At 53.7% G+C, this 19,953-nt stretch carries 14 protein-coding genes and 12 tRNA genes; 25 read left to right on the forward strand and 1 reads right to left on the reverse strand.

Annotated elements, in window-relative coordinates:
• Positions 1-8: 8 nt before the first annotated feature.
• From AN477_RS22540 to AN477_RS22655, 24 genes are all read left to right on the forward strand, one after another.
• Complete coding sequence (locus tag AN477_RS22540; protein WP_245631937.1) at positions 9-1,382, forward strand: YheC/YheD family endospore coat-associated protein; 1,374 nt, start codon at positions 9-11, stop codon at positions 1,380-1,382.
• 28 nt (positions 1,383-1,410) lie between these two features.
• Positions 1,411-2,874, forward strand: a complete 1,464-nt coding sequence (locus tag AN477_RS22545; protein ID WP_054971428.1) for a putative amidoligase domain-containing protein — start codon at positions 1,411-1,413, stop codon at positions 2,872-2,874.
• 63 nt (positions 2,875-2,937) lie between these two features.
• Positions 2,938-4,215 (forward strand): YheC/YheD family endospore coat-associated protein, encoded by a 1,278-nt coding sequence (locus AN477_RS22550; protein WP_054971429.1) that lies wholly within the window; start codon positions 2,938-2,940, stop codon positions 4,213-4,215.
• Positions 4,216-4,242: 27 nt separating this feature from the next.
• Entirely contained in the window at positions 4,243-5,157 is a 915-nt protein-coding gene (locus AN477_RS22555; protein WP_054971430.1) for a PhzF family phenazine biosynthesis protein, read from the forward strand.
• Between the two features lie 225 nt (positions 5,158-5,382).
• Positions 5,383-6,975: a tRNA (N6-isopentenyl adenosine(37)-C2)-methylthiotransferase MiaB gene (gene miaB / locus AN477_RS22560; RefSeq protein ID WP_083486586.1), complete on the forward strand. Its 1,593-nt coding sequence runs from the start codon at positions 5,383-5,385 to the stop codon at positions 6,973-6,975.
• The gene (locus AN477_RS22565; RefSeq protein ID WP_054971431.1) at positions 6,972-7,397 is read left to right on the forward strand and encodes a YlbF/YmcA family competence regulator; all 426 of its coding nucleotides are present in this window, start codon (positions 6,972-6,974) and stop codon (positions 7,395-7,397) included. Before miaB ends, AN477_RS22565 begins: the two co-directional genes overlap by 4 nt.
• 189 nt (positions 7,398-7,586) lie before the next feature.
• Entirely contained in the window at positions 7,587-10,214 is a 2,628-nt protein-coding gene (gene mutS / locus AN477_RS22570; protein WP_054971432.1) for a DNA mismatch repair protein MutS, read from the forward strand.
• On the forward strand, positions 10,196-12,337 hold the full coding sequence (gene mutL, locus AN477_RS22575) for a DNA mismatch repair endonuclease MutL (RefSeq protein WP_054971433.1): 2,142 nt from the start codon (positions 10,196-10,198) through the stop codon (positions 12,335-12,337). Before mutS ends, mutL begins: the two co-directional genes overlap by 19 nt.
• Positions 12,330-13,175 (forward strand): class I SAM-dependent methyltransferase, encoded by an 846-nt coding sequence (locus tag AN477_RS22580; protein ID WP_054971434.1) that lies wholly within the window; start codon positions 12,330-12,332, stop codon positions 13,173-13,175. The genes mutL and AN477_RS22580 overlap by 8 nt, the downstream gene beginning before the upstream one ends.
• Positions 13,172-14,167 carry a tRNA (adenosine(37)-N6)-dimethylallyltransferase MiaA gene (miaA, locus tag AN477_RS22585; protein WP_083486587.1) on the forward strand — a complete coding sequence of 332 codons (996 nt, stop codon included), beginning with the start codon at positions 13,172-13,174 and terminating at the stop codon, positions 14,165-14,167. The genes AN477_RS22580 and miaA overlap by 4 nt, the downstream gene beginning before the upstream one ends.
• A 25-nt stretch (positions 14,168-14,192) precedes the next feature.
• Positions 14,193-14,435: an RNA chaperone Hfq gene (hfq, locus tag AN477_RS22590; RefSeq protein WP_054971435.1), complete on the forward strand. Its 243-nt coding sequence runs from the start codon at positions 14,193-14,195 to the stop codon at positions 14,433-14,435.
• 202 nt (positions 14,436-14,637) lie between these two features.
• Positions 14,638-14,713: transfer RNA gene (locus AN477_RS22595), tRNA-Thr, on the forward strand.
• Positions 14,714-14,718: 5 nt separating this feature from the next.
• Positions 14,719-14,802, forward strand: a tRNA-Tyr gene (locus AN477_RS22600).
• Positions 14,803-14,859: 57 nt separating this feature from the next.
• Positions 14,860-14,935: transfer RNA gene (locus tag AN477_RS22605), tRNA-Trp, on the forward strand.
• A gap of 5 nt (positions 14,936-14,940) precedes the next feature.
• A tRNA-His gene (locus AN477_RS22610) sits at positions 14,941-15,016 on the forward strand.
• 3 nt (positions 15,017-15,019) lie between these two features.
• Positions 15,020-15,094 (forward strand) — tRNA-Gln (locus tag AN477_RS22615).
• A gap of 31 nt (positions 15,095-15,125) precedes the next feature.
• Positions 15,126-15,202, forward strand: a tRNA-Arg gene (locus AN477_RS22620).
• Between the two features lie 3 nt (positions 15,203-15,205).
• Positions 15,206-15,282: transfer RNA gene (locus AN477_RS22625), tRNA-Pro, on the forward strand.
• 44 nt (positions 15,283-15,326) lie between these two features.
• A tRNA-Ala gene (locus AN477_RS22630) sits at positions 15,327-15,402 on the forward strand.
• A gap of 36 nt (positions 15,403-15,438) precedes the next feature.
• A tRNA-Asn gene (locus AN477_RS22635) sits at positions 15,439-15,513 on the forward strand.
• 2 nt (positions 15,514-15,515) lie between these two features.
• Positions 15,516-15,591 (forward strand) — tRNA-Thr (locus AN477_RS22640).
• Positions 15,592-15,663: 72 nt separating this feature from the next.
• A tRNA-Val gene (locus AN477_RS22645) sits at positions 15,664-15,739 on the forward strand.
• A gap of 3 nt (positions 15,740-15,742) precedes the next feature.
• A tRNA-Ser gene (locus AN477_RS22650) sits at positions 15,743-15,836 on the forward strand.
• A gap of 200 nt (positions 15,837-16,036) precedes the next feature.
• Complete coding sequence (locus AN477_RS22655; protein WP_245631938.1) at positions 16,037-17,584, forward strand: spore germination protein; 1,548 nt, start codon at positions 16,037-16,039, stop codon at positions 17,582-17,584.
• A gap of 208 nt (positions 17,585-17,792) precedes the next feature.
• Here AN477_RS22655 and AN477_RS22660 read toward each other — a convergent pair whose 3' ends face one another.
• Positions 17,793-18,908: a class D sortase gene (locus AN477_RS22660; RefSeq protein ID WP_054971436.1), complete on the reverse strand. Its 1,116-nt coding sequence runs from the start codon at positions 18,906-18,908 to the stop codon at positions 17,793-17,795.
• A 238-nt stretch (positions 18,909-19,146) separates the two neighbouring features.
• On the opposite strand from AN477_RS22660, the gene AN477_RS25155 reads away from it, so the two are divergent.
• Complete coding sequence (locus tag AN477_RS25155) at positions 19,147-19,419, forward strand: hypothetical protein (RefSeq protein ID WP_054971437.1); 273 nt, start codon at positions 19,147-19,149, stop codon at positions 19,417-19,419.
• Positions 19,420-19,953: the final 534 nt, after the last annotated feature.

A 19,953-nucleotide genomic window follows, 5' to 3' on the forward strand; every position in this document is an offset into this window, starting at 1 on the left:
TCGTTCGAATGGGGACAGGAAACAAGATGCACCTTGTTATCTTTGAAAGCCCACGATCATACATTCGAATCCACCCTGCGCTTGTAAACCGACTCTCATTGCGGCCCGATTCAACGTGCGACTTAGCTTTTGGGACGCGACACACGTCGGTGCCTGTGATGATCGATGGCACTGCACCTGAGGACAGCGTACTCATCAGCCGTCCACTCTACAGACAGGTTGCACCGGACTTGGACATCGACTTTGTCAGTGTGACTGCCAATCAGCAGGTAACAGTTGGCCCCCTCATCGGTATCCTGTGTAACCCCGTGTGGCAACCAAAGCAGGGTGTGTTGAAAAACAATAAGCAACTGCCCGGGCTGCAAAAAATGGCGGAGATCGGTCGACGGGAAGGTGCGTTGGTGTACTTGTTCGCCGCTTCTGCAGTAGACTTTCGAACGCGCAGCGTGAAAGGTTACGTGTGGGAAGGGGGGCGTTGGCAAAGAGCACTTTTGCCTTTGCCGGACGTCATTTACGACCAGGTCATCTCACGCAAGGTGGAACATACGAAGACCTACATGGAGAAACGAAACCAATTAAGTGATATGTATCGTGACCGCATCTTCAACGACGGTTTTTTCGATAAGTGGCAGGTTACCGAATGGCTGACGGGTGACAAACGGACCCGTGTGCACGTGCCTCATACGCAGCTTTACAAGGATCTGAAGAGCTGCACAAGGTTCTTGCAAAGTCATGAAGTGACGTTTCTTAAACCTGTCCATGGCAGTCTTGGCCTCGGTATCATCCGTGTTGTTCGGGAAACCGACGGAACCTTTCGCTACGAGGTAAAGCGAAAACAGGACCACGAAGACGGCAGTGCGAAATCGGCTGCTCAACTCTCGGAACTCTTGCGACCGCGCTTACGGCGACGACCCTATATCCTCCAGCAAGGCTTGAAACTGGCTCGATATAAAGGGTGCCCGTTTGACGTGCGTATCGTCCTGCAGAGAGACGGCAGCGGAGAGTGGAAGCGCACGAAGATGTTTGCGCGCGTCGCCAAGGCTGGCGAGTTTACTTCGAATCTGAGCAGCGGCGGTGAGGCGTTACCGGTGTCAACGATTCTCGAATCCTTCTATGCCAGACTGCAGGATCGCAAGAGGTCACGGAACCAAATGACGCGCGTTGCCACTCTGGTTACAGAGGTCCTCGAAATACAATCGGGTAAACAGTTCGGCGAGCTCGGCGTAGATATCGGTCTCGATGAATCAGGCCACGTGTGGGTGATTGAAGTGAATTCTAAGCCGTGGAAGCGGCCATACACGGAAAAAGGGCGCCAGGACCTCGTTGACCTGGCGTTTGAACGCCCGATACAGTACGCGATTTATCTCGCAAACCAGCGTTGACCCGCCGCCAGAAAGGAGATGTCGCATTGTGACGTACTACTTGCTGCATACGGGGCAACCGTCAGCAAAGCGTTTGCTTAAACGAGTGCCAGAGTTACGGGAGTACCAGTCAACCGCAGACATACGTTCGGATGATACCGTGATGCGCTGGGGACAGTCGTTTGAGGCAGACCCGCCGCAAGGTCGAGTTTTAAACCCTCGCGTTGCGGCAGAACGAGCCAAGTCGCGGGTGTCGATGTTGCAGTTTTTGCGGCAAATGGGTGTTCGGACTCTGCCGAAGAACCAGAACGCGCAGGGGATCAACATCGTTCGCAACTATCGATTTCCGATTTTTGATTTGCGCGCACTCACCTGCTTTCGGGCCGACAGCGGGCCGGCTTGGGTGAACCAGCGGATTCAACGGGTCCAGGACAATTTTCGTGAGGTCAGCCTTGATGATGATCGCGTAACAACGCGAGCCATGTACCTTGCGGCACGAGCCCTGCATACTCTCGGGCTGGACAATGGACTGGTCAGTGTGGCCATGGGACAAAAAGGGATGCTCTATGTGGTTGATGTCACACCGAATCCCGTTCTGAAAGGGCGTTTGCTGGATTTGTACGCGGGGGCTGTGGAACGGGACATCGACAGTGAAAAAGATGTTGCGAGGGGCAGTCTGGGGCCTTTTTTGATGGGTACGGATGTCGAATTGATGCTGAAAAACGCCACATCCGGCAAGATGGTACTCGCAAGCCGCTACTTTTCACGGAAAGGCAATATTGGTTGCGATGACCGCAGTGTCCAATTTGACGGGAAGCGGCTGCCCCTGCTCGAATTGCGGCCAGAACCAGACTCGAATCCGGTTGGACTGGTTGCAAATTTAAGAAAGTTGATGACCGAGGCCTCGCATACCATTAATCAGCGCAACGTAGAGTGGCGCGCAGGAAGTATGCCGTTCCAGCCCTACAGTATCGGAGGACACATTCATTTCTCTGGGCTTCCATTCACGAGTCAATTTGTCCGTGCGCTGGACAACTATGTAGGCTTGCCATTAATGGTGGTTGAGGATCAGCGCACCGCCGTTTTACGGAGAAAACGCTACGGTTTCTACGGGGATATTCGGCACAAGGACTATGGTGGATTTGAATATCGCACTCCTGCGAGTTTTATTGTCAGTCCGGAAATTGCGACAGCCGCCCTCTGTCTGGCATACGTGGTGGCCGTTCATCATAGAGAGTTACCTGTTTACGACATTTACGACAGACAGCTTCAACAGAGCTTTTTCAATGGGAATGCGGGAGCATTGGCGCCGATCGCGGAGCGGAACCTCGCCTTGCTCGCAAGAACATCAAGCTATACAAGGTACCGTGAGCATATCGAGCCGCTGGTGGCGATGATCCGCTCTGGTGCCGTGTGGAATGAGCAGCAAGACATCCGTGCTGCCTGGGGCATTCCGCTCGTCAAGCCGAAGGCTGCACAGACATCTCGGCGGCGGGCACTGTCTCGCGGTTGAAGCAGATTCTGACGGTTTGGCAGCAACGATTGTGTGGGTGATTGAGGGGAGTGTGAGTGGAAGATGTCGGAAACCTTGGACGCTGAGGTGGTTTGGGTCCGCGCAGGCGGGCGAATCAGGGCTGTGTTATATACGACTCCACGAATCAAATCAAACCTGGGCAAAGGCGTTCAAACTGTACGCTTCTCAAATCTTCGCCTCCCCTGGCTCACCACGCTTCCAAAAGGAAGGATGGTGTATCGACATCCCACAGAGATCACGTTTGAGCGGGGAGAGGCCGTGATTGGACCTGTATTTGCGATTCTCGCAGGTACGCGTCACTTCACCGACAGCAGGGCGGATTTTCGGGATGTTCTGGAAACAGGTCGCAGTCAGGGGGCATTTATCTATGTGCTGCCGACGGAATGCGTGCGTGACGGAGACGTCTGGTCCGGATATGTTCGCACGGGTTATCAGAAGTGGGTACCGATTCCATGTCCACGCCCGGAGGCGGTTTACAATCGGATCCCAAATCGCGTGTTGGAAGTGAACCGGCACGCGAAACACGCCAAGATGACCTTGCGGAAGTACCATACACCGATGTTTAATCCGGGCTACTTCAATAAAGCGGAAACCTACGATGAGTTGCGCCGGGCAGGATTAGCTGGTTATCTGCCTCAGACGCTCGATGAGATGACCTGGAAGGGCTTTTCCTCCATGCTGCAGCAAAACGGCGGGGTCTATCTGAAGCCTGCGTCGAGCTCCGTTGGGCATGGGATCATGCGCGTCGACCGGACTGCGCGGGGATGGCGCCTGCGTGTTTTAAAGCACCTGAAATGCAGCGAATACGACGCGCCGTCGATCGCCAAAGCTTGGGAGCTTACGAAACAACATCGGATCCGCGGAAAGTACGTCATTCAACAAGCGATTCCCCTCGTTGAGTGGGAAGGAAAACCGTGTGATGTCCGGGTTCTGTTGCAAAAGCACGGCCTCAACTGGCAGGTCGTAGGCAAAGGTGTTCGCGTGGCAGGGAAAAACTCCATTACGACGCACGTACCGGCTGGAGGGTCCATTGTAGACATCGATCATTTACTCCAGCGGGCTTTCCCCGATTCTGCAACACAGGTCGACGCCCGAATTGAAGAACTTGCTCTGAACTGTGCCGCGGCAATTGACCGTGACTTTCACGGTGAACTCGGCGAGATGTCGATGGATGTGGGGGTTGATAAAGAGGGGCGCGTGTGGCTGTTTGAAGCCAATTCAAAACCGATGAAGTTTGACGAACCCCATATTCGCGAACGTTCTCTGGCAGGCGTCATTCTGCGTCTGAAAGAGTTGCGCCGTCGCCGCGAAATTCGATAACCTACAAATAAAGAAGGGGGCACAGACATGGGGAAAGCAGTTTGGCTGGTCGATGCGTTTACAACACGGATGTTTGGCGGCAACGTAGCGGGGGTTGTTCCGGATGCAACCGGACTCACAGATCAACAGATGCAGTCGATTGCGGCAGAATTAAATGCGTCGGAAACCGCATTTGTGCTGCCGCCGTCGCCAGGCACGAACGCAGACTTACGTTTACGTTACTTTACACCGCAGGTAGAGGTTGACCTGTGCGGCCACGCTACAATTGGTTCGATGTGCGGTTTGTTCTCCGCCGGACGCTTTGGGAATCGCGATCTGCAGACTTCTGTCCAGGTTGAGACGCGCGTCGGTGTACTGCCCATTTCGTTGTCTTGGAAGGATAGTGTCCCTTGGGCTGAAATGGGACAGGCTGCCCCCATGTTTCGGGAGGCAGACATCGATGTCGCTGTCCTCGCTCAGTTTCTGGGAATTCGACCCGAGGACTTCGATTTTTCTCTGCCCCTTGGCATCAGTTCGACCGGGTTGTGGGACCTGTTTGTTCCGGTGCGATCGCTAGCAGTGATGGAGCAGCTGCAACCGGATTTTGCCCGACTCGCAGAATGGAATAAGACCCTCCAAGTCGCAAGCACACACGTGTACACGCGTGAAACAGTCGATGAGCAAAGTGACTTTCACGCCAGGGACTTTTCTCCCGCGCTCGGCATTCCAGAAGACCCTGCAACAGGAACGGCAACCGGGGCACTCACGGCGTTGCTCCGAAAGAATGGACAGGTTGCTTACGGGCAACACGTGATCTTCGAGCAGGGGTATGAAATCGGTCGAAACAGTCTCATCGAAGCACACATCGAACAGGGTCTCAATCATGGTTCAGATGCTGTGTACGTGGGCGGCCCGGCAGTTGTTTCCTTAAAGGGTGAGATGGAGATTTGGCTTAAAGGGTGAGATGGAGAATTGGCTTAATGGAGATTTAGCTTAAAAGGTGAGATGGAGATTGAATATCAGGCTGAACGATGCGCTTGTACGTTCCCGTCGTTCGTCGTGGAGCGCTGGATAACGGTCTGCATAAGGGCTGTGTTATGATAGAGGACAGCAACATTTGGCGTCGTTATTATGTCGTCTGATCCTTTATAATAGAGACGTTTGAAAGTGAAAGTGAGGTCAGTCAGCGTGGAGAACCGAATCCAGCAACTTCGCGAGGGACGGCTTGTCCCCGGCGCAGGGTTAACGTTTGGTACACATAGACCGAATCCTGTCGAACGTGTTTTGTTCGATCCCGATATACTCACCAAAGAATACCAGATGGGCAAGAAGGCATCCGGGTTGCCTTATCGTTACCTAATCAAGACCTACGGATGTCAGATGAACGAACACGACACTGAGACGATGGCGGGACTTCTTGAAGCGATGGGTTATAAACCTGCTGCGACAGACGAGGAAGCAGACTTCATCCTCTTTAACACTTGTGCTGTGCGAGAAAACGCCGAAGACAAGGTATTTGGTGAGGTGGGTCGCTTGCGTCCGCTCAAATACCGCAATCCAGAGCTCCTAATTGGACTATGCGGATGCATGGCGCAAGAGGAGGGTGTGCAAAAACTCGTCCTCGATAAGTTTCCTTGGGTGGACGTCGTGTTTGGCACGCACAATATTCATCGCTTACCCGAACTTGTGTTTCGCGCTCGGGCCAGTCAAGAAACGGTGCTTGAGGTCTGGGACAAGGCTGCAGAGACGGTGGAGGCTGTACCGAGATCGCGCAAGGATACCATGCGGGCCTGGATCAACGTCCAATACGGTTGCAACAAGTACTGCACCTACTGCATTGTTCCGTACACGCGCGGGCGTGAGCGCAGCCGTTTGCCGGAGGACGTCATTCGTGAGATTCAGGCTTTGGTCGCTGATGGTGTCCGCGAAGTCACTTTGCTTGGGCAAAACGTGAATGATTACGGCGTCGACCTTGGCACTGTCTCGTTTGCAAACCTGCTTCGGCAGGTCAACGAGATCGACGGGCTGTACCGTATTCGTTTTACCACCTCGAACCCGTGGAACTTTACGGACGAGTTAATTGACACAATCGCAGAGTGCGACAAGGTGGTTCCTCATATTCACCTGCCCGTTCAATCCGGCAACAACACGGTGCTTAAACGGATGAACCGCACGCATACGAGAGAGTATTATTTGGAACTTGTGAACAAGATTCGTGCGAAAATCCCAGGCGTATGCCTGACAACGGACATCATTGTCGGCTTTCCCGGCGAGACGGAAGAAGAGTTTCTCGAAACGCTCAACCTGATTGAGACCGTACGCTACGACAATGCCTTTACTTTTATCTATTCACCGCGCGAGCATACGCCTGCAGCAAGCTTTGCGGACGATATCTCAGCCGAGGCCAAAAAGCAACGACTGCTCCGGCTGAACGAAAGACAATACGCCATCAGCAACGAAATGAATCAAAAACTGCTTGGTGAAAGTCTCAATGTGCTGGTTGAAGGACAGAGCAAAACCAACCCGAACGTACTTGCAGGCCGTACGGACACCAACAAGCTGGTCCTGTTCGAAGGCCCCATGACCTTAACAGGGAAATTAGTTCGAGTGCGTATTACTGAGCCGAAGACATGGACCCTGTACGGTGTGATTGAAGGGGTTTTGCCAGATGGCAGTGATAGAAGGGTAATGGATGGCAGTGATAGAAGGGCAATGGATGAGCGGGATGCAACGATAAATCAAGCCACGACAAATTCAGAGTCAAAGGAGGCACTAGCATGAGTCGAGATGAACTTTTGATTAAAGCCGAAGCCATTGGACAGACCATTGCAAAGAGCGACCCTGCCCGTCGCTTTTGGCAAGCCAAGTCGAAGATGGAACAAAACCGGAAGGCGCAGACCTTGTTTGAAGACCTGAAGCTAAAAACCAATAACAAACTTGGTCTCGAGCAAGTCGTCGGTACGAGTCATCCGAAATTGAATGAACTCAATCAGGAGATTCAGGCGCTGGAAATGCAACTGTCGGAGATTCCTGTCGCAATGCAGTATAAGACTGCACAGGAAGAACTGAATGAAATGATGCAGGACTTGATGAGCATTTTGATGGACCGTTTATCAAAAGGCTTGCCGGTGGAGTTTGGCCCTCGTGAGGGTTGCGGTAAGGGACCCGACGGCAACGGTTGTAACTGCGGAGAGCGGGACTAGAGAAGTAGACGATTCGGGGCGCCAAATCGGCGCCCTTGATTGTATCAGCCTCACTTTTGTCGATTGATGGGGATGTTGCGCGTGTATTGCAGGTATTGACAGTGCAGCTGAAAGTACGCCTACCGTACCGCTTAAAGTGACGCATTGACGATGATTGGTTTGAATGACTCGATTTGGTGGTGACGTTCGTTGGCTTTGACACCGATGATGCAACAATACCTTGATATCAAGCAATCCCATCCGGATGCGCTCTTGATGTTCCGGCTTGGTGACTTTTATGAACTGTTTTTCGAAGATGCAGTCACTGCCAGCAAGGTCCTTGAGATTACTCTGACAGGCCGAGACGCCGGCGAGCAGGGCCGTGTTCCGATGTGTGGTGTGCCGCACCACGCCGCAGAACAGTACATCGGGCGCCTGATTGACAACGGCTATTGCGTCGCGATTTGCGAGCAGGTCGAAGACCCGAAGGCGGCCAAGGGCCTCGTCAAGCGAGAGGTTATTCAGGTTGTGACTCCCGGAACTTACGTTAAAGACGGCGATGCAGAGAGTCGCTTTCTCTGCGCTGTATCGCAGACAGGCCTTCTGACGGGCATCGCTTTTGTCGATGTGGGTACGGGTGAAGTTTGGTACGGCTCCGTGAGTGACGAACAAGCACTTCTGGAGGCGCTCACCACGTTTGCACCGCGAGAGGTGCTTACTTCAGAGGCAGAGGATGGGCTTGCTCCGGGTATCGAGGCGTGGACGAAGGAGTCCGGATCGCGGATGTCGAGGGTCCCTCACAGTTCGAGCAAAAGCAAACAAGAACTGCTTTGTATCACGCGTCAGTATGGAGTCCTACATATTGAATCTCTCGGGCTCGAAGAGAACTCAGCCGAAACATCCGCAGTCGGAAGGCTGCTCTCCTATCTCGAGGATACCCAGCGGCAGGTGCTGAGTCACCTAAAGTCTCCGCAAAGTTTTCAGCGATCCGGTCACGTCTTTCTCGATGTCGTCGCCAAGCGCAATCTCGAACTGCTCGAGACGCAGCGTACGCGGCAGAAAAAGGGATCGCTGTTCGGGCTGCTAGATCGAACCAAGACAGCTATGGGATCCCGCCGCATGCGGAGATTTATTGAGCAACCGCTGATATCTGTCGGCGAGATCAACGAGCGGCTCGATGCCGTGGGTTGGCTTGGCGACGAACTGTTTGTGCGCGCAGAGCTTGAGGAGTGGTTTGCGCGGGTGTATGACCTTGAACGGCTGATCGGCAAAGTTGGCTTCGGTTCTGCCAACGCGCGCGATCTCGTTGCCATCGCACAGAGTCTGTCTTGTGTCAAAGGCGTGAAGCAGTGCCTGGCGGGCACTCCTGTTCCGTTGCTGCAAAGGCTCTCCAACGGCATGCCAGATCTGTCGGAGCTCGCAGACAAGTTGCTTGCGACGCTTGTCGATCAGCCGTCGATCTCGGTCCACGACGGCGGCATGATTCGCGAAGGAATCGATGCAGAACTCGACGTTCTGCGCGGGATGCACGTAGACGGGAAACAGTGGCTGGCGGAGTTTGAACAACAGGAGAAAGACCGAACAGGCATCCGCACACTCAAAGTAGGATACAACAAGGTGTTTGGGTACTACGTGGAGGTCTCAAAAACAGGAACTCACCTGGTGCCGCAAGAGTACGAGCGGAAACAAACCCTTGCCTCTGCAGAACGCTACACCCTGCCTGTTCTGAAGGAGCGCGAGGACCAGATTCTCCATGCTGAAGAACGTGCCCTTGCGCGCGAATACGAGCTCTTTACGGTCTTGCGGGATGAAGTCGCGGGTATGATTGCACAGATTCAGCAGACTGCCGAGCGGCTTGCTGAGCTCGATGCCCTCGCAGCCCTCGCTGCGGTCGCGGTAGAATACGGCTACACCAGACCCACTGTCGCCTCGGAACGCGGTATTGTCATTCAAAACGGCCGTCACCCGATGGTCGAGGCGGCGGCACCGATGTCGTTCGTCCCAAACAGTGTCGAGCTTGGGACAAGCTGTGATTTCATTCTGCTGACTGGCCCGAACATGGCCGGAAAGAGCACCTATATGCGGCAGGTTGCACTGATTGTGTTGATGGCCCAGATCGGATCGTTCGTCCCTGCAGAATCCGCTCATATCGGTGTTGTCGACCGAGTGTTTACCCGGATTGGTGCGTCGGACGATCTCGGTGCCGGGCAGAGCACGTTCATGGTCGAGATGGTGGAACTGGCGCAGATTTTGCGTCAGGCAACGCCAAAGAGTCTGGTGCTCCTTGATGAAATTGGGCGGGGGACAAGCACGTACGACGGTATGAGCCTTGCAGAGGCGGTGATGGAGGCGCTCTTAATGCCAGGGCGAAACCCCCTCACCTTGTTCGCCACGCATTACCATGAATTGACGGAGCAGGCACAAGCATTACCGCGTGTGGAGAACTTCTCTGTGGCCGTGAAAGAAACGGACGATGGCGTGACATTCCTGCACGCTGTCGTACATAGACCGGCTGACAAGAGCTACGGCATTCAGGTTGCGAAATTGGCGGGTGTCCCGTCGCCAGTCATCAAGCGCGCGACTGAGATTCTCGCAAAGCGTGAACGGGAAGCGGTTCGCTTGCAAGCTGAACTGGAGGAGGACGTATCCGTGCGGGAAGCCGCCGCAGCGTTTGAGCCTCCGTCACAAAAGCCCCACGTAGACCCAGAGGTCTTCGACTGGCTGCAAACCGTCAGTAAACTGCGCGTGGAACAGATGACCCCGATTGAAGCCATTTCGGAGCTCGATAAAGTCGTGCGTGCCGTCAGGGAGGTGACATCATGGGCCAAATCCAAGTAATGTCTGAGGCATTAGCCAACCAGATTGCTGCAGGTGAGGTGGTAGAGCGGCCTGCATCCTGTGTGAAAGAACTCGTTGAAAACAGTCTTGACGCAGGGGCGAAGTCCATCATCGTGCAACTCGAGGAAGGAGGCATTAAGCGGATCCGGGTTCAGGATGACGGGCACGGCATGGATGAAGATGACCTTCGCCTGGCCTTCGCAAGACACGCCACGAGCAAAGTCAAGTCGTCCCGCGACCTGTTTCGGATTGGAACCCTTGGGTTTCGCGGTGAGGCACTCGCATCCATCTCAGCCGTCGCCCGTGTCACGCTTCAGAGTCGCATGCAAACAAGCGAGCAAGGCTGCAGCATCTCTGTTGAAGGCAGCGCAGTCACCCGGCCTGTCGAGCCAGTCGGCATGCCGGTCGGTACGGTGATTGAAGTGAGGGACCTGTTTTACAACACTCCTGCGCGACTGAAATACCTGCGCACAGTCCAGACGGAACAAGCTCGCTGCGTCGAGGTCGTACAAAAGGCAGCGCTCAGTCGCCCTGATGTCCGCGTCAGGGTTGAAGTGGATGATCACGTGGTCTTTCAGACGGCAGGAACCGGGAATCCGCAGAGCGTTCTTGCAACACTGTACGGTGTTGGGGAAGCAGGACAGTTTCTGCGCGTCGAAGGGGAGACCCCCGATTACCGCGTGACGGGTTACATTGGGCGGCCTACACAAGCGAGATCGAGCCGGCAACATGCAAACCTGTTCGTCAATCAACGTCCGATCCGGAACATCGCCGTTCATCAAGCGGTTGCGGGAGGCTACGGTCAGCGGCTGATGGTCAATAAGCAACCGATTTACGCCATCTATATCGAGCTCAATCCGACGTTGGTAGATGTCAACATCCACCCGCATAAGTCAGAGGTTCGCTTCAGCGAAGAGCGTGACCTGACACTGTTGATTCAGCAGCTTGTACGGAAAGCACTCGACGACGCATTTCTGGTTCCGACTGCCCGGTTGTCGAACACAGACGCCAGGTTTTCAAACGAAGGACCAGCCGTCCGTGATTCGGCTTCACAGCAGGCGAACGAACGCTCTGCAGGATACACTTCGGGAGTGGGTGCGAAGACCGTGCAGGCACGCTTGTCGGGCATCTTGCCACAGGCACGTCCGCAGCCGCAACCGCAGGGGCAACCGCAGGGGCAACCGCAGTCACGTCCACAACCGCAGTCGCAAGGGCAGTCGCAGGAGCGGCCAAAATATCCTTCAGGAACCCGTCCTGTGTCTTCAGAAGCCCTCGAGACGATGTACGGCAAGCAACAGGTCTCGTCGCAGCAGGATGGGCTGGCCGAGCTTGCGGCCGCATCGCTGTCCAAAGCGCCCCAATCTTACTCGGTCGGAGTTGGAGAGACTGCTGTGGAAGAAGTCGCGGGGCAGAATGGAGCCATTAACGCTCAGGAAGGTACCGAGATCGACACAATCCTCGCTCACCGAGTCGCCACGGAAGCGGTCGATAACGCCGACCATTTCAGCGCGACCGACAGCGAGCGGACACCAACCCGGGACGGCTGGCGCCTGCGCGCTATCGGACAGGCGCTTGGCATGTACATCCTCGCTGACGACGGTGAGGACCTCTATATCATGGATCAACACGCAGCTCATGAGCGCGTCTTGTACGAGCGTTTTACGAAGCAAATGGAGGCTCGGGAAGCGAGAAGCATCCCGCTGTTGACGCCCATGACGTATCACCTGAGCCCAGGAAATGCGGCTGTGCTGACCCAGAATATCGAGGTCTTAGCTGAAATGGGGCTGTTGTTTGAGCCTTTTGGCGGCTACTCCTTTGTTCTCCGGACGATTCCTTTGGTGTGGGATGGCCTTAACCACGAGGCCTTGGCGGAGGATGTCGTGTCCTCACTGTCGGAGGACGCCCGCGCCATGGACGTGAAAACTGCGCTGCGCGAGCGGATCATCATGCGTGCGTGCAAAGCTGCCATTAAGGCCAATCACCGGCTTTCTGAGATGGAGATGACGGCACTCATTGACGCGTTTTCACAGCTCGACGATCCGTTTCACTGCCCTCACGGTCGACCGGTGTTCATTCGTTTGACCAACCGCGATCTAGAGAAGGAGTTTCGGCGCATTGTCTGAAGAGTATCCGTTGCCAAACGAGCCAAGCACAAAAGGGATGCTGCGAGGAATCGTCTGTACGACTCCTTGGAAGGAGACGAAGGCGCAGAGGGACCTCGCTGACGACCTGTCACGCTGGTTTGACTGCCCGGTCGTTCGTCGAAATGACCGGAGTATCCTCGCGGTCTGTACCGACGAAGGTGTCGAGACAGTTGTTGTTGCAGACGGGGTTCCAAAGGTGTATCGAAAAAGAGCCCCGGACGCCCCAATCTTCTTCCATCCTGGCATGGCATTTTTAAGGATTCAGGGCATGCTGCGAGGAGAAACGGATCGGCTGGTTCGGGCGGCCGGCATCGAACCAGGCATGACCGTGCTCGATGCCACCCTCGGCGGGGGGACGGACACGCTTACCCTGGCACACGCCGTTGGGGCTGGGGGGCAGGTCATTTCCTGCGAGGTCGAGCCGGTCCTGTTCAACCTATTTCGCTACGCAAAGGCGCACGGGTTTGCGCCCTATTCCGAGCTCGCCGGGTTGGCAGAACGGATCGAGCTCGTCGGTATGCATCACCTGGATTGGCTCCGCGGTATGCCGGATGATTCTGCGGATGTCGTTTATTTCGATCCGATGTTTCGCACCGAGTCTCTCGGCCGCTCTGCGGGTATGGATGCCCTGCGTATGTTTACGCATCCCGATCCGCTGTCGATGGAAGCCATGTCTGAGGCCAAGCGGGTGGCGAGGCAGAGCGTGATCGTGAAGGAGCGTCCGATGTCACGAGAGTTTCGGAGGCTCGGCCTAACAGTGGACAAGCCAAGGGCCAAGCTTGCATACGGTGTCTGGTGGAAGGGGGGAAGCTGGTGACTGCTGAAGAGAAGCCACAAAAGTTGCCTGTACTCTGCATTGTCGGCCCGACGGCCACCGGGAAGAGCGACCTCGGGATTGAGGTGGCGTTGTCTGCTGGCGGCGAGGTCCTCTCTGCCGATTCCATGCAGGTGTACCGCCAAATGAATATCGGAACCGCGAAAATCAGCAAAGACGAGATGCAAGGGGTGCCGCACCACCTGATAGACCTCGTGGACCCGGATGTTGCGTTTTCTGTGGCTGACTGGACGGAACAGGCCGATGAGGCCATCTTGCGCCTCCACGCGCAGGGGAAGCTGCCGATTGTCGTCGGGGGTACAGGCCTCTATATCCGAGCGATTACGGAGGACCTTGATTTTGCTGAGCAGCCGGAACTGCGGGCGATTCGCGATAAGTGGCAGGCCTTTCTCGCTGAACACGGGCCCAAGAGCCTGCACGATGAGCTAGCCAAGAGGGATGAGCAACGAGCCTTGATGCTCCATCCAAACGACACCAGACGCGTAATTCGTGCCCTTGAGGTGGTAGAGGGGACAGGCCGCTTGATGTCCAGTGATTACGACTGGGGACAGCAGGGTGGGCGCTACCACACGGTTCTGATCGGCCTCACAATGCCGAGGGAGGACCTTTACGAGCGGATCAACCTGCGGGTTGATAGAATGGTGGAACAGGGCCTTTACGACGAGGTCCGGACGCTTTTGGAACTGGGTTACGGCGAAGATTTGGCATCTATGCAGGCCATCGGGTATAAAGAGATGGTAAGGGCTGTTCGCGGGGAGATCAGCTTACCGGATGCCGTTTTGGAGATTCAACAAGCCACGCGGCGGTTCGCAAAGCGTCAGCTGTCCTGGTTTCGAAGAGATCAGCGTATTGACTGGCTGACTGTCGACAAGACCCGAGGTGTGGCCCAAGCAGACAAAGTTCGGATTTTCGACTTGGCACGAGGATTGCGGCAGGAATTAATACAACAGACCGAGAATAGAGGTAACGTGTGATTTTACAGGAGCGGAGGATTTGTTCATGACAAAACAGCCCGTGAACATTCAGGATACCTTTCTCAACCAAATTCGAAAAGACAAGATCCCTGTTATCGTGTACCTGGTGAACGGGTTTCAGATTCGTGGGAACGTCAAAGCATTCGACAACTTCACGATTGTGTTGGATGCGGATGGAAAGCAACAGCTCATCTATAAACATGCGATTTCCACATTCACGCCAATGCGTAATGTGAATTTGAATTTTGAGACCAATCCTGGCGACTGATAGGGATAGAGCAGGGCCGGTTCACGCATGGTGTGAGTCGGCCCACGGTAAGCATGGACAGCATACCTTAAAAGCACCCTGGCAGCGGCCTGTTTCCTCGCAAAACTGTTTGAATTTCAGTGGTAGAAACTGTATCAAACAAATTAACGAAGTGCCGTTGACAACAGACTTCGGGATATGTTAAGTTATTTCCTGTCGCTGCGCCAGCGTAGCTCAGCAGGCAGAGCAACTGACTTGTAATCAGTAGGTCGCAGGTTCGATTCCTGTCGCTGGCTCCAGTTCTGGAGGGGTACCAAAGTGGCCAAATGGGGCGGACTGTAAATCCGTTGCGAAAGCTTCGAAGGTTCGAATCCTTCCCCCTCCACCAGTAGTAACGTAAAGAATTGATGTACAAAACATTCATGGACAACCATGGATGTGACATAGGGGCGTAGTTCAGCTGGTAGAACGGCGGTCTCCAAAACCGCATGTCGTGGGTTCGAATCCTGCCGCCCCTGCCAATATGGTGAGTGTGGCGAAGGGGTTAACGCACCGGATTGTGATTCCGGCATACGTGGGTTCGATTCCCATCACTCACCCCATAGTGGGGAGTAGCCAAGCGGTAAGGCAACGGACTTTGACTCCGTCATGCGAAGGTTCGATCCCTTCCTCCCCAGCCAGTTTTATCCGCGGTTTATAACCGCAACACATGTGCCCGTAGCTCAGCTGGATAGAGTGCTTGACTACGAATCAAGAGGTCGGGAGTTCGAATCTCTCCGGGCACGCCACATCGGGTATTAGCGCAGCTTGGTAGCGCGCCTGCCTTGGGAGCAGGAGGTCGCAGGTTCAAATCCTGCATACCCGACCACAGCTGTTCTGAATGGTACTTGTACCGTTCGGGCAGTGAGCCTTGGGGGTGTAGCTCAGCTGGGAGAGCACCTGCCTTGCACGCAGGGGGTCATCGGTTCGAATCCGTTCACCTCCACCAAGCGCCTGTTGTGACCGGTTCACAACAGGCAGGTATTCCTCGATAGCTCAGCGGTAGAGCATCCGGCTGTTAACCGGAGGGTCGTAGGTTCGAATCCTACTCGGGGAGCCAGTGCTCCCATAGCTCAGTCGGCAGAGCGCATCCATGGTAAGGATGAGGTCATCGGTTCAAATCCGATTGGGAGCTCCATTTATAGTCATCATGAATGAGAGAAAGGATTTTATCTCGACGTAATTCCAGTCGGTTTGATTGATGGAACGAGGGCGTTTAGCTCAGTTGGGAGAGCATCTGCCTTACAAGCAGAGGGTCGGCGGTTCGAGCCCGTCAACGCCCACCATATGGAGTGATGGCCGAGTAGGTCGAAGGCGCTCGCCTGCTAAGCGAGTATACGGGCAAAACCCGTATCGAGGGTTCGAATCCCTCTCACTCCGCCAGATAGCATTTCGTGATGGAGCACACTTGATGGTGTGCTCCTTTTGCGTCTGTGTTGACGTGTGAGCGCGCTGTTTTATCGTTCAGCAGACCCTGTATCATTGCGGCCCTCATGATGGTCTTCTCCCTTGATTTGTTGGATATCTGACCTCATCTAGGGAAACGCTATACCCGAGTGCTTATTGGAGGGGGAGGTTGCAGTTTGGCTCATCAGGCAACAAAGGAAAAAACGAATCAGACAAACGACATGCCGCCAATATCCCGGGAACTGAGCGAGAACATCGACTACTTAAACAATCTGCTTGGTGTCGGGCAAGGTGACGGACACAGCTGGGACATCATGGCGAAACCGTTTGAGTTCGGCAACTTTAAGATGATGTCCTACGTTTTGAACGGTTACTTCCTAACCATGAATATGGTCCTGATTCTCGATGACCTCCAGAAGAATATCCAAGGTTTCTTGGCATCACAGCCAAACGGCAATTTCACGCTTGCTGAACTCATGGAGTACTTGAACACGCGTGTCAACTTCGTCCAGGTGCAGCCCGTCACCAAGATGCAGGATGTAGTCCGCTTTATCTTGTCCGGGCCGTTTATCATCTTCATCGAGGGTTTTGATCAGGCTCTGCTGATTGATACCCGTATCTATCCAATGCGCAGCATCTCACCGCCTCTGGTGGAGCGTGTTGTCCGTGGCCCGCATGACGGTTTCACAGAAACCATGCTGATGAACACTGCACTCATCCGGCGCAGGCTCCGTGATCCCAGCTTGAGGGCCGAGTTGATGCAAATCGGATCGCGATCGAAAACAGACTGTACACTGATGTACATTAACGAAATTGCCGACCCGAAGGTCGTTGAAAACGTCCGGTCAAAACTGAAGAACATCGATTTCGACAGTATTATCATGGCGGAGCAGTCCGTGACAGACTTGATTCAAAAGGTGAAGTGGAATCCGTATCCGATGGTCAGATATACGGAGCGTCCCGACGTGGCAGCAACGGCCCTGATGGAGGGCCACGTAGTGATTGTGGTTGATACAAGCCCGGAGGTCATCATCGCACCCATCACCTTGTTTCAGATGCTGCAGCATCCCCAGGAGTACCACTCGTATCCGATGGTTGGTACATACACAAGGTGGATCATCCTTGTGGCTTATTTAATCACCATCATCGTTCCAGGACTGTTTCTGTTGATGAACTTTCATCCGAATACCATGCCGAAGGCCCTCAGCTTTTTCCAAGCGAATATGGGCGGCCCGCTCCCACTGTGGGCGGAACTGTTAGTCGCTGAATTCATGCTCGATGTTTTGAAGCTGGCCGTCCTGAACACACCGCCAGCGATTGCTTCGATGGTCAGTATTGTCGCTGCGATGGTGTTCAGCCAGTTTGCTGCAAAAATCGGACTGTTGGAACCGGAAGTGCTCGTTTATATGGCATTCGTACTCGCCTGTCAATTTGCCATGCCGTCGTACGAAATCTCAATGGCAAATCAGATGAGCCGGTTGTGGATTCTCGCCTGGACGCAAATCGGACACTGGGTTGGGTTCTCCTACATCGGATTTGCTGTGGGACTTGTTTCACAGTTCGTGTATCTGGCAACTCGAAAGTCGTTTGGCGTACCGTACCTGTGGCCGCTGATTCCATTTAAGTGGGCAAACGGCATGAAGCAGGTCTTGATTCGCCAGCCAACCAGCAACAACCAGGGTGTGCCAAGGATATTGACGCGCTCGAAGATTAAGGGAAGGTAAGGGGAGCAGACACGGCTAAGTAATGCATCGGAATGAGAGAGCACCTAAAATCCCGCCTGCGTGCAGAGTGCGCAGGCGGGATTGTTTGCAACGTGCAGTTGCTGTGTTCTGCACATGTATTCAACCGATGAAAAGCATGCGATGAAAAGCAACTGATGAAAAGCAACCGATTGACAGCAACTGATGTGAAAAGAGAGGCTGCTGTCCGTTACTTGATTTCAATCTGTGTCAATTTCACCTTGTGCCCATAAGCATGAGCCGTAAGAACAATGGTGTACGTCTTTCCGTTGATGCCAACTTGAACGGTGCTGGTTGCTGACATCAACTGCTCTTCTTGCACATGCAGCGCAACGTTATACGCCGAGAAATACTGGATTCGAGGCAGCTTGACACCAAAGAATGGATTCACGGATACCTTGGGGGCGATTGCATCGATGGCTGTCAGGTCTTTGTCAGATGAAGCGTGTATCCAACCTAGATATAATTCAATCATTGCATGAGTTGCCGACCAGGCATTGTTGCTCTGTGTAAAGGAGTTTGCCGGTTTTCCTGTATAGGTGAGTGTGCCCATTGGCAGCGTGTTGGTGTTGAGCGTCAATCCTTCGTCAACGATCTTTTGCGGAATGGTGACATAGTAGTTTGTGTCTGAAGCAGGGTTCGCAACTGTGACAGCTGTGCTTGATAAGTGAACGAGTTTTCCATAGACAAGGAATCTGTACGGCGTGAGATACAGTGCATTGAGTGGGTAGCAACTTTCCAGGACGATACTAGAATCCGAACTGTTACGAACTGACTCGCCCGTTTTAACCACCTTTGAACTTGTAACTTGGAAGTTAAAAGTCCCGTACGTCGTCTTCACTTGGATTACGTCCCCGGTTTTTAAGCGATTGATGTGTCGAAACCAAGTGGCATTGTGAGCTGCAATTAGAGTGGTTCCAGGTTTTCCAGGCATCACGCTCGTGACGAGATGACCAACCGCCGACTCGAGTTGGGACGGGCCTGTACCTTGTACTAAAGGTGCCTGCAGCGAAAGGTTCGGTACAACGACTTCGCCTATAACCTGCCCAGTGTTAAAAACCGGAACATTCAGTCCTGCAGAGATTGTTGGAACCGCGTACGCATTAGAAGTTATTGAATTCTCCTTAGCACTGGAACTGCTGACTAAGGTCTGCGCCGTCAGTAACAGGTGCTTCCCGACAATCGCAGACCGAAAGTAAAAGAATGGGATGCTGCTAAGTACCAAGACACCTGCTAGACTGAGAAAACTTCCGATCCAAAAGAAGATGCTGCGTCTTGAATGGTGTCTGTTGTTGTATAGTTTCATATGACCTCAATCCCCAGCTGAAATCCAAATAAAATGGTCTAGAAGAAAATACCAACCCAACTTGAACAGTTGTTACTCCTTTTTGGAAGACTTTCGCGATGACCTTTTGCGGCGGCCATAGAGCATCAAGCCCCCGCCGGCAGCTGCCAAGACTCCGCCATCGATGGCAATCGTATCTATGGGCAGACCAGTCACTGGACTTGTCGCACCCTTCACATTGCTTGGCGTGTGAGGTGACTTGTTATGCGACGTAGTAGGCGGTGTCGTAGGCGGTGTCGTAGGCGGTGTCGTAGGTGGTGTCGTAGGTGGTGTCGTAGGTGGTGTCGTAGGTGGTGTCGTAGGTGGTGTCGTAGGTGGTGTCGTAGGTGGTGTCGTAGGTGGTGTCGTAGGTGGCGTCGTAGGTGGCGTTGTAGGCGGCGTTGTAGGCGGTGTCGTAGGTGGCGTTGTAGGGCTTGAAGGCTGCACTTCAAAATTGACTGCTTTGTGGCTAGTGATGATGGGAGTCGAGTAAGGTAACTTTGCTATCGTTTTGAAGTCCGTTGTTGGTGTGTTCTCACCGCGGACGGATTGGTGCAAATCTGATGTCGTCTCGCTGGCATGCGCCTCCATGACATGAGCTTGAGACAACGAAAAGGACACCAAACTGACGACCACAAATTTGCCAATTCTTGCGAATTTTCTCACTGAATACCACCCGATCTTCCTTTTCTTATATATTACACTATATTCGTTATTAAGAACAAGATAAACGTTAGATAACGGGACAACGGGGATACTCACTGCGCAAGTCAGGACTACTGTAGCACTCATACAAAAAGCATTACCTCGGCATACTTGACTTACTCTGGTCGGAATGGCAGGACTGAGTTCTGCAGCGTCACCCATTCGCTTTACCATCGGAACTACATTAGGGCACACTGAACCGTATCACAAGTGATCGTAAAGCGGAAATTCGAATTAATACTTCGTAGCTCGGAGATCTTTGGAGATTAATGCCGTAAACCAGTTCAGTTGCGCGGTGGGGGAATTACCAGACGGAAAAATG

It is taken from the genome of Paenalicyclobacillus ferrooxydans, assembly GCF_001399675.1.
Classification (GTDB): Bacteria; Bacillota; Bacilli; order Alicyclobacillales; family Alicyclobacillaceae; genus Alicyclobacillus_B; species Alicyclobacillus_B ferrooxydans.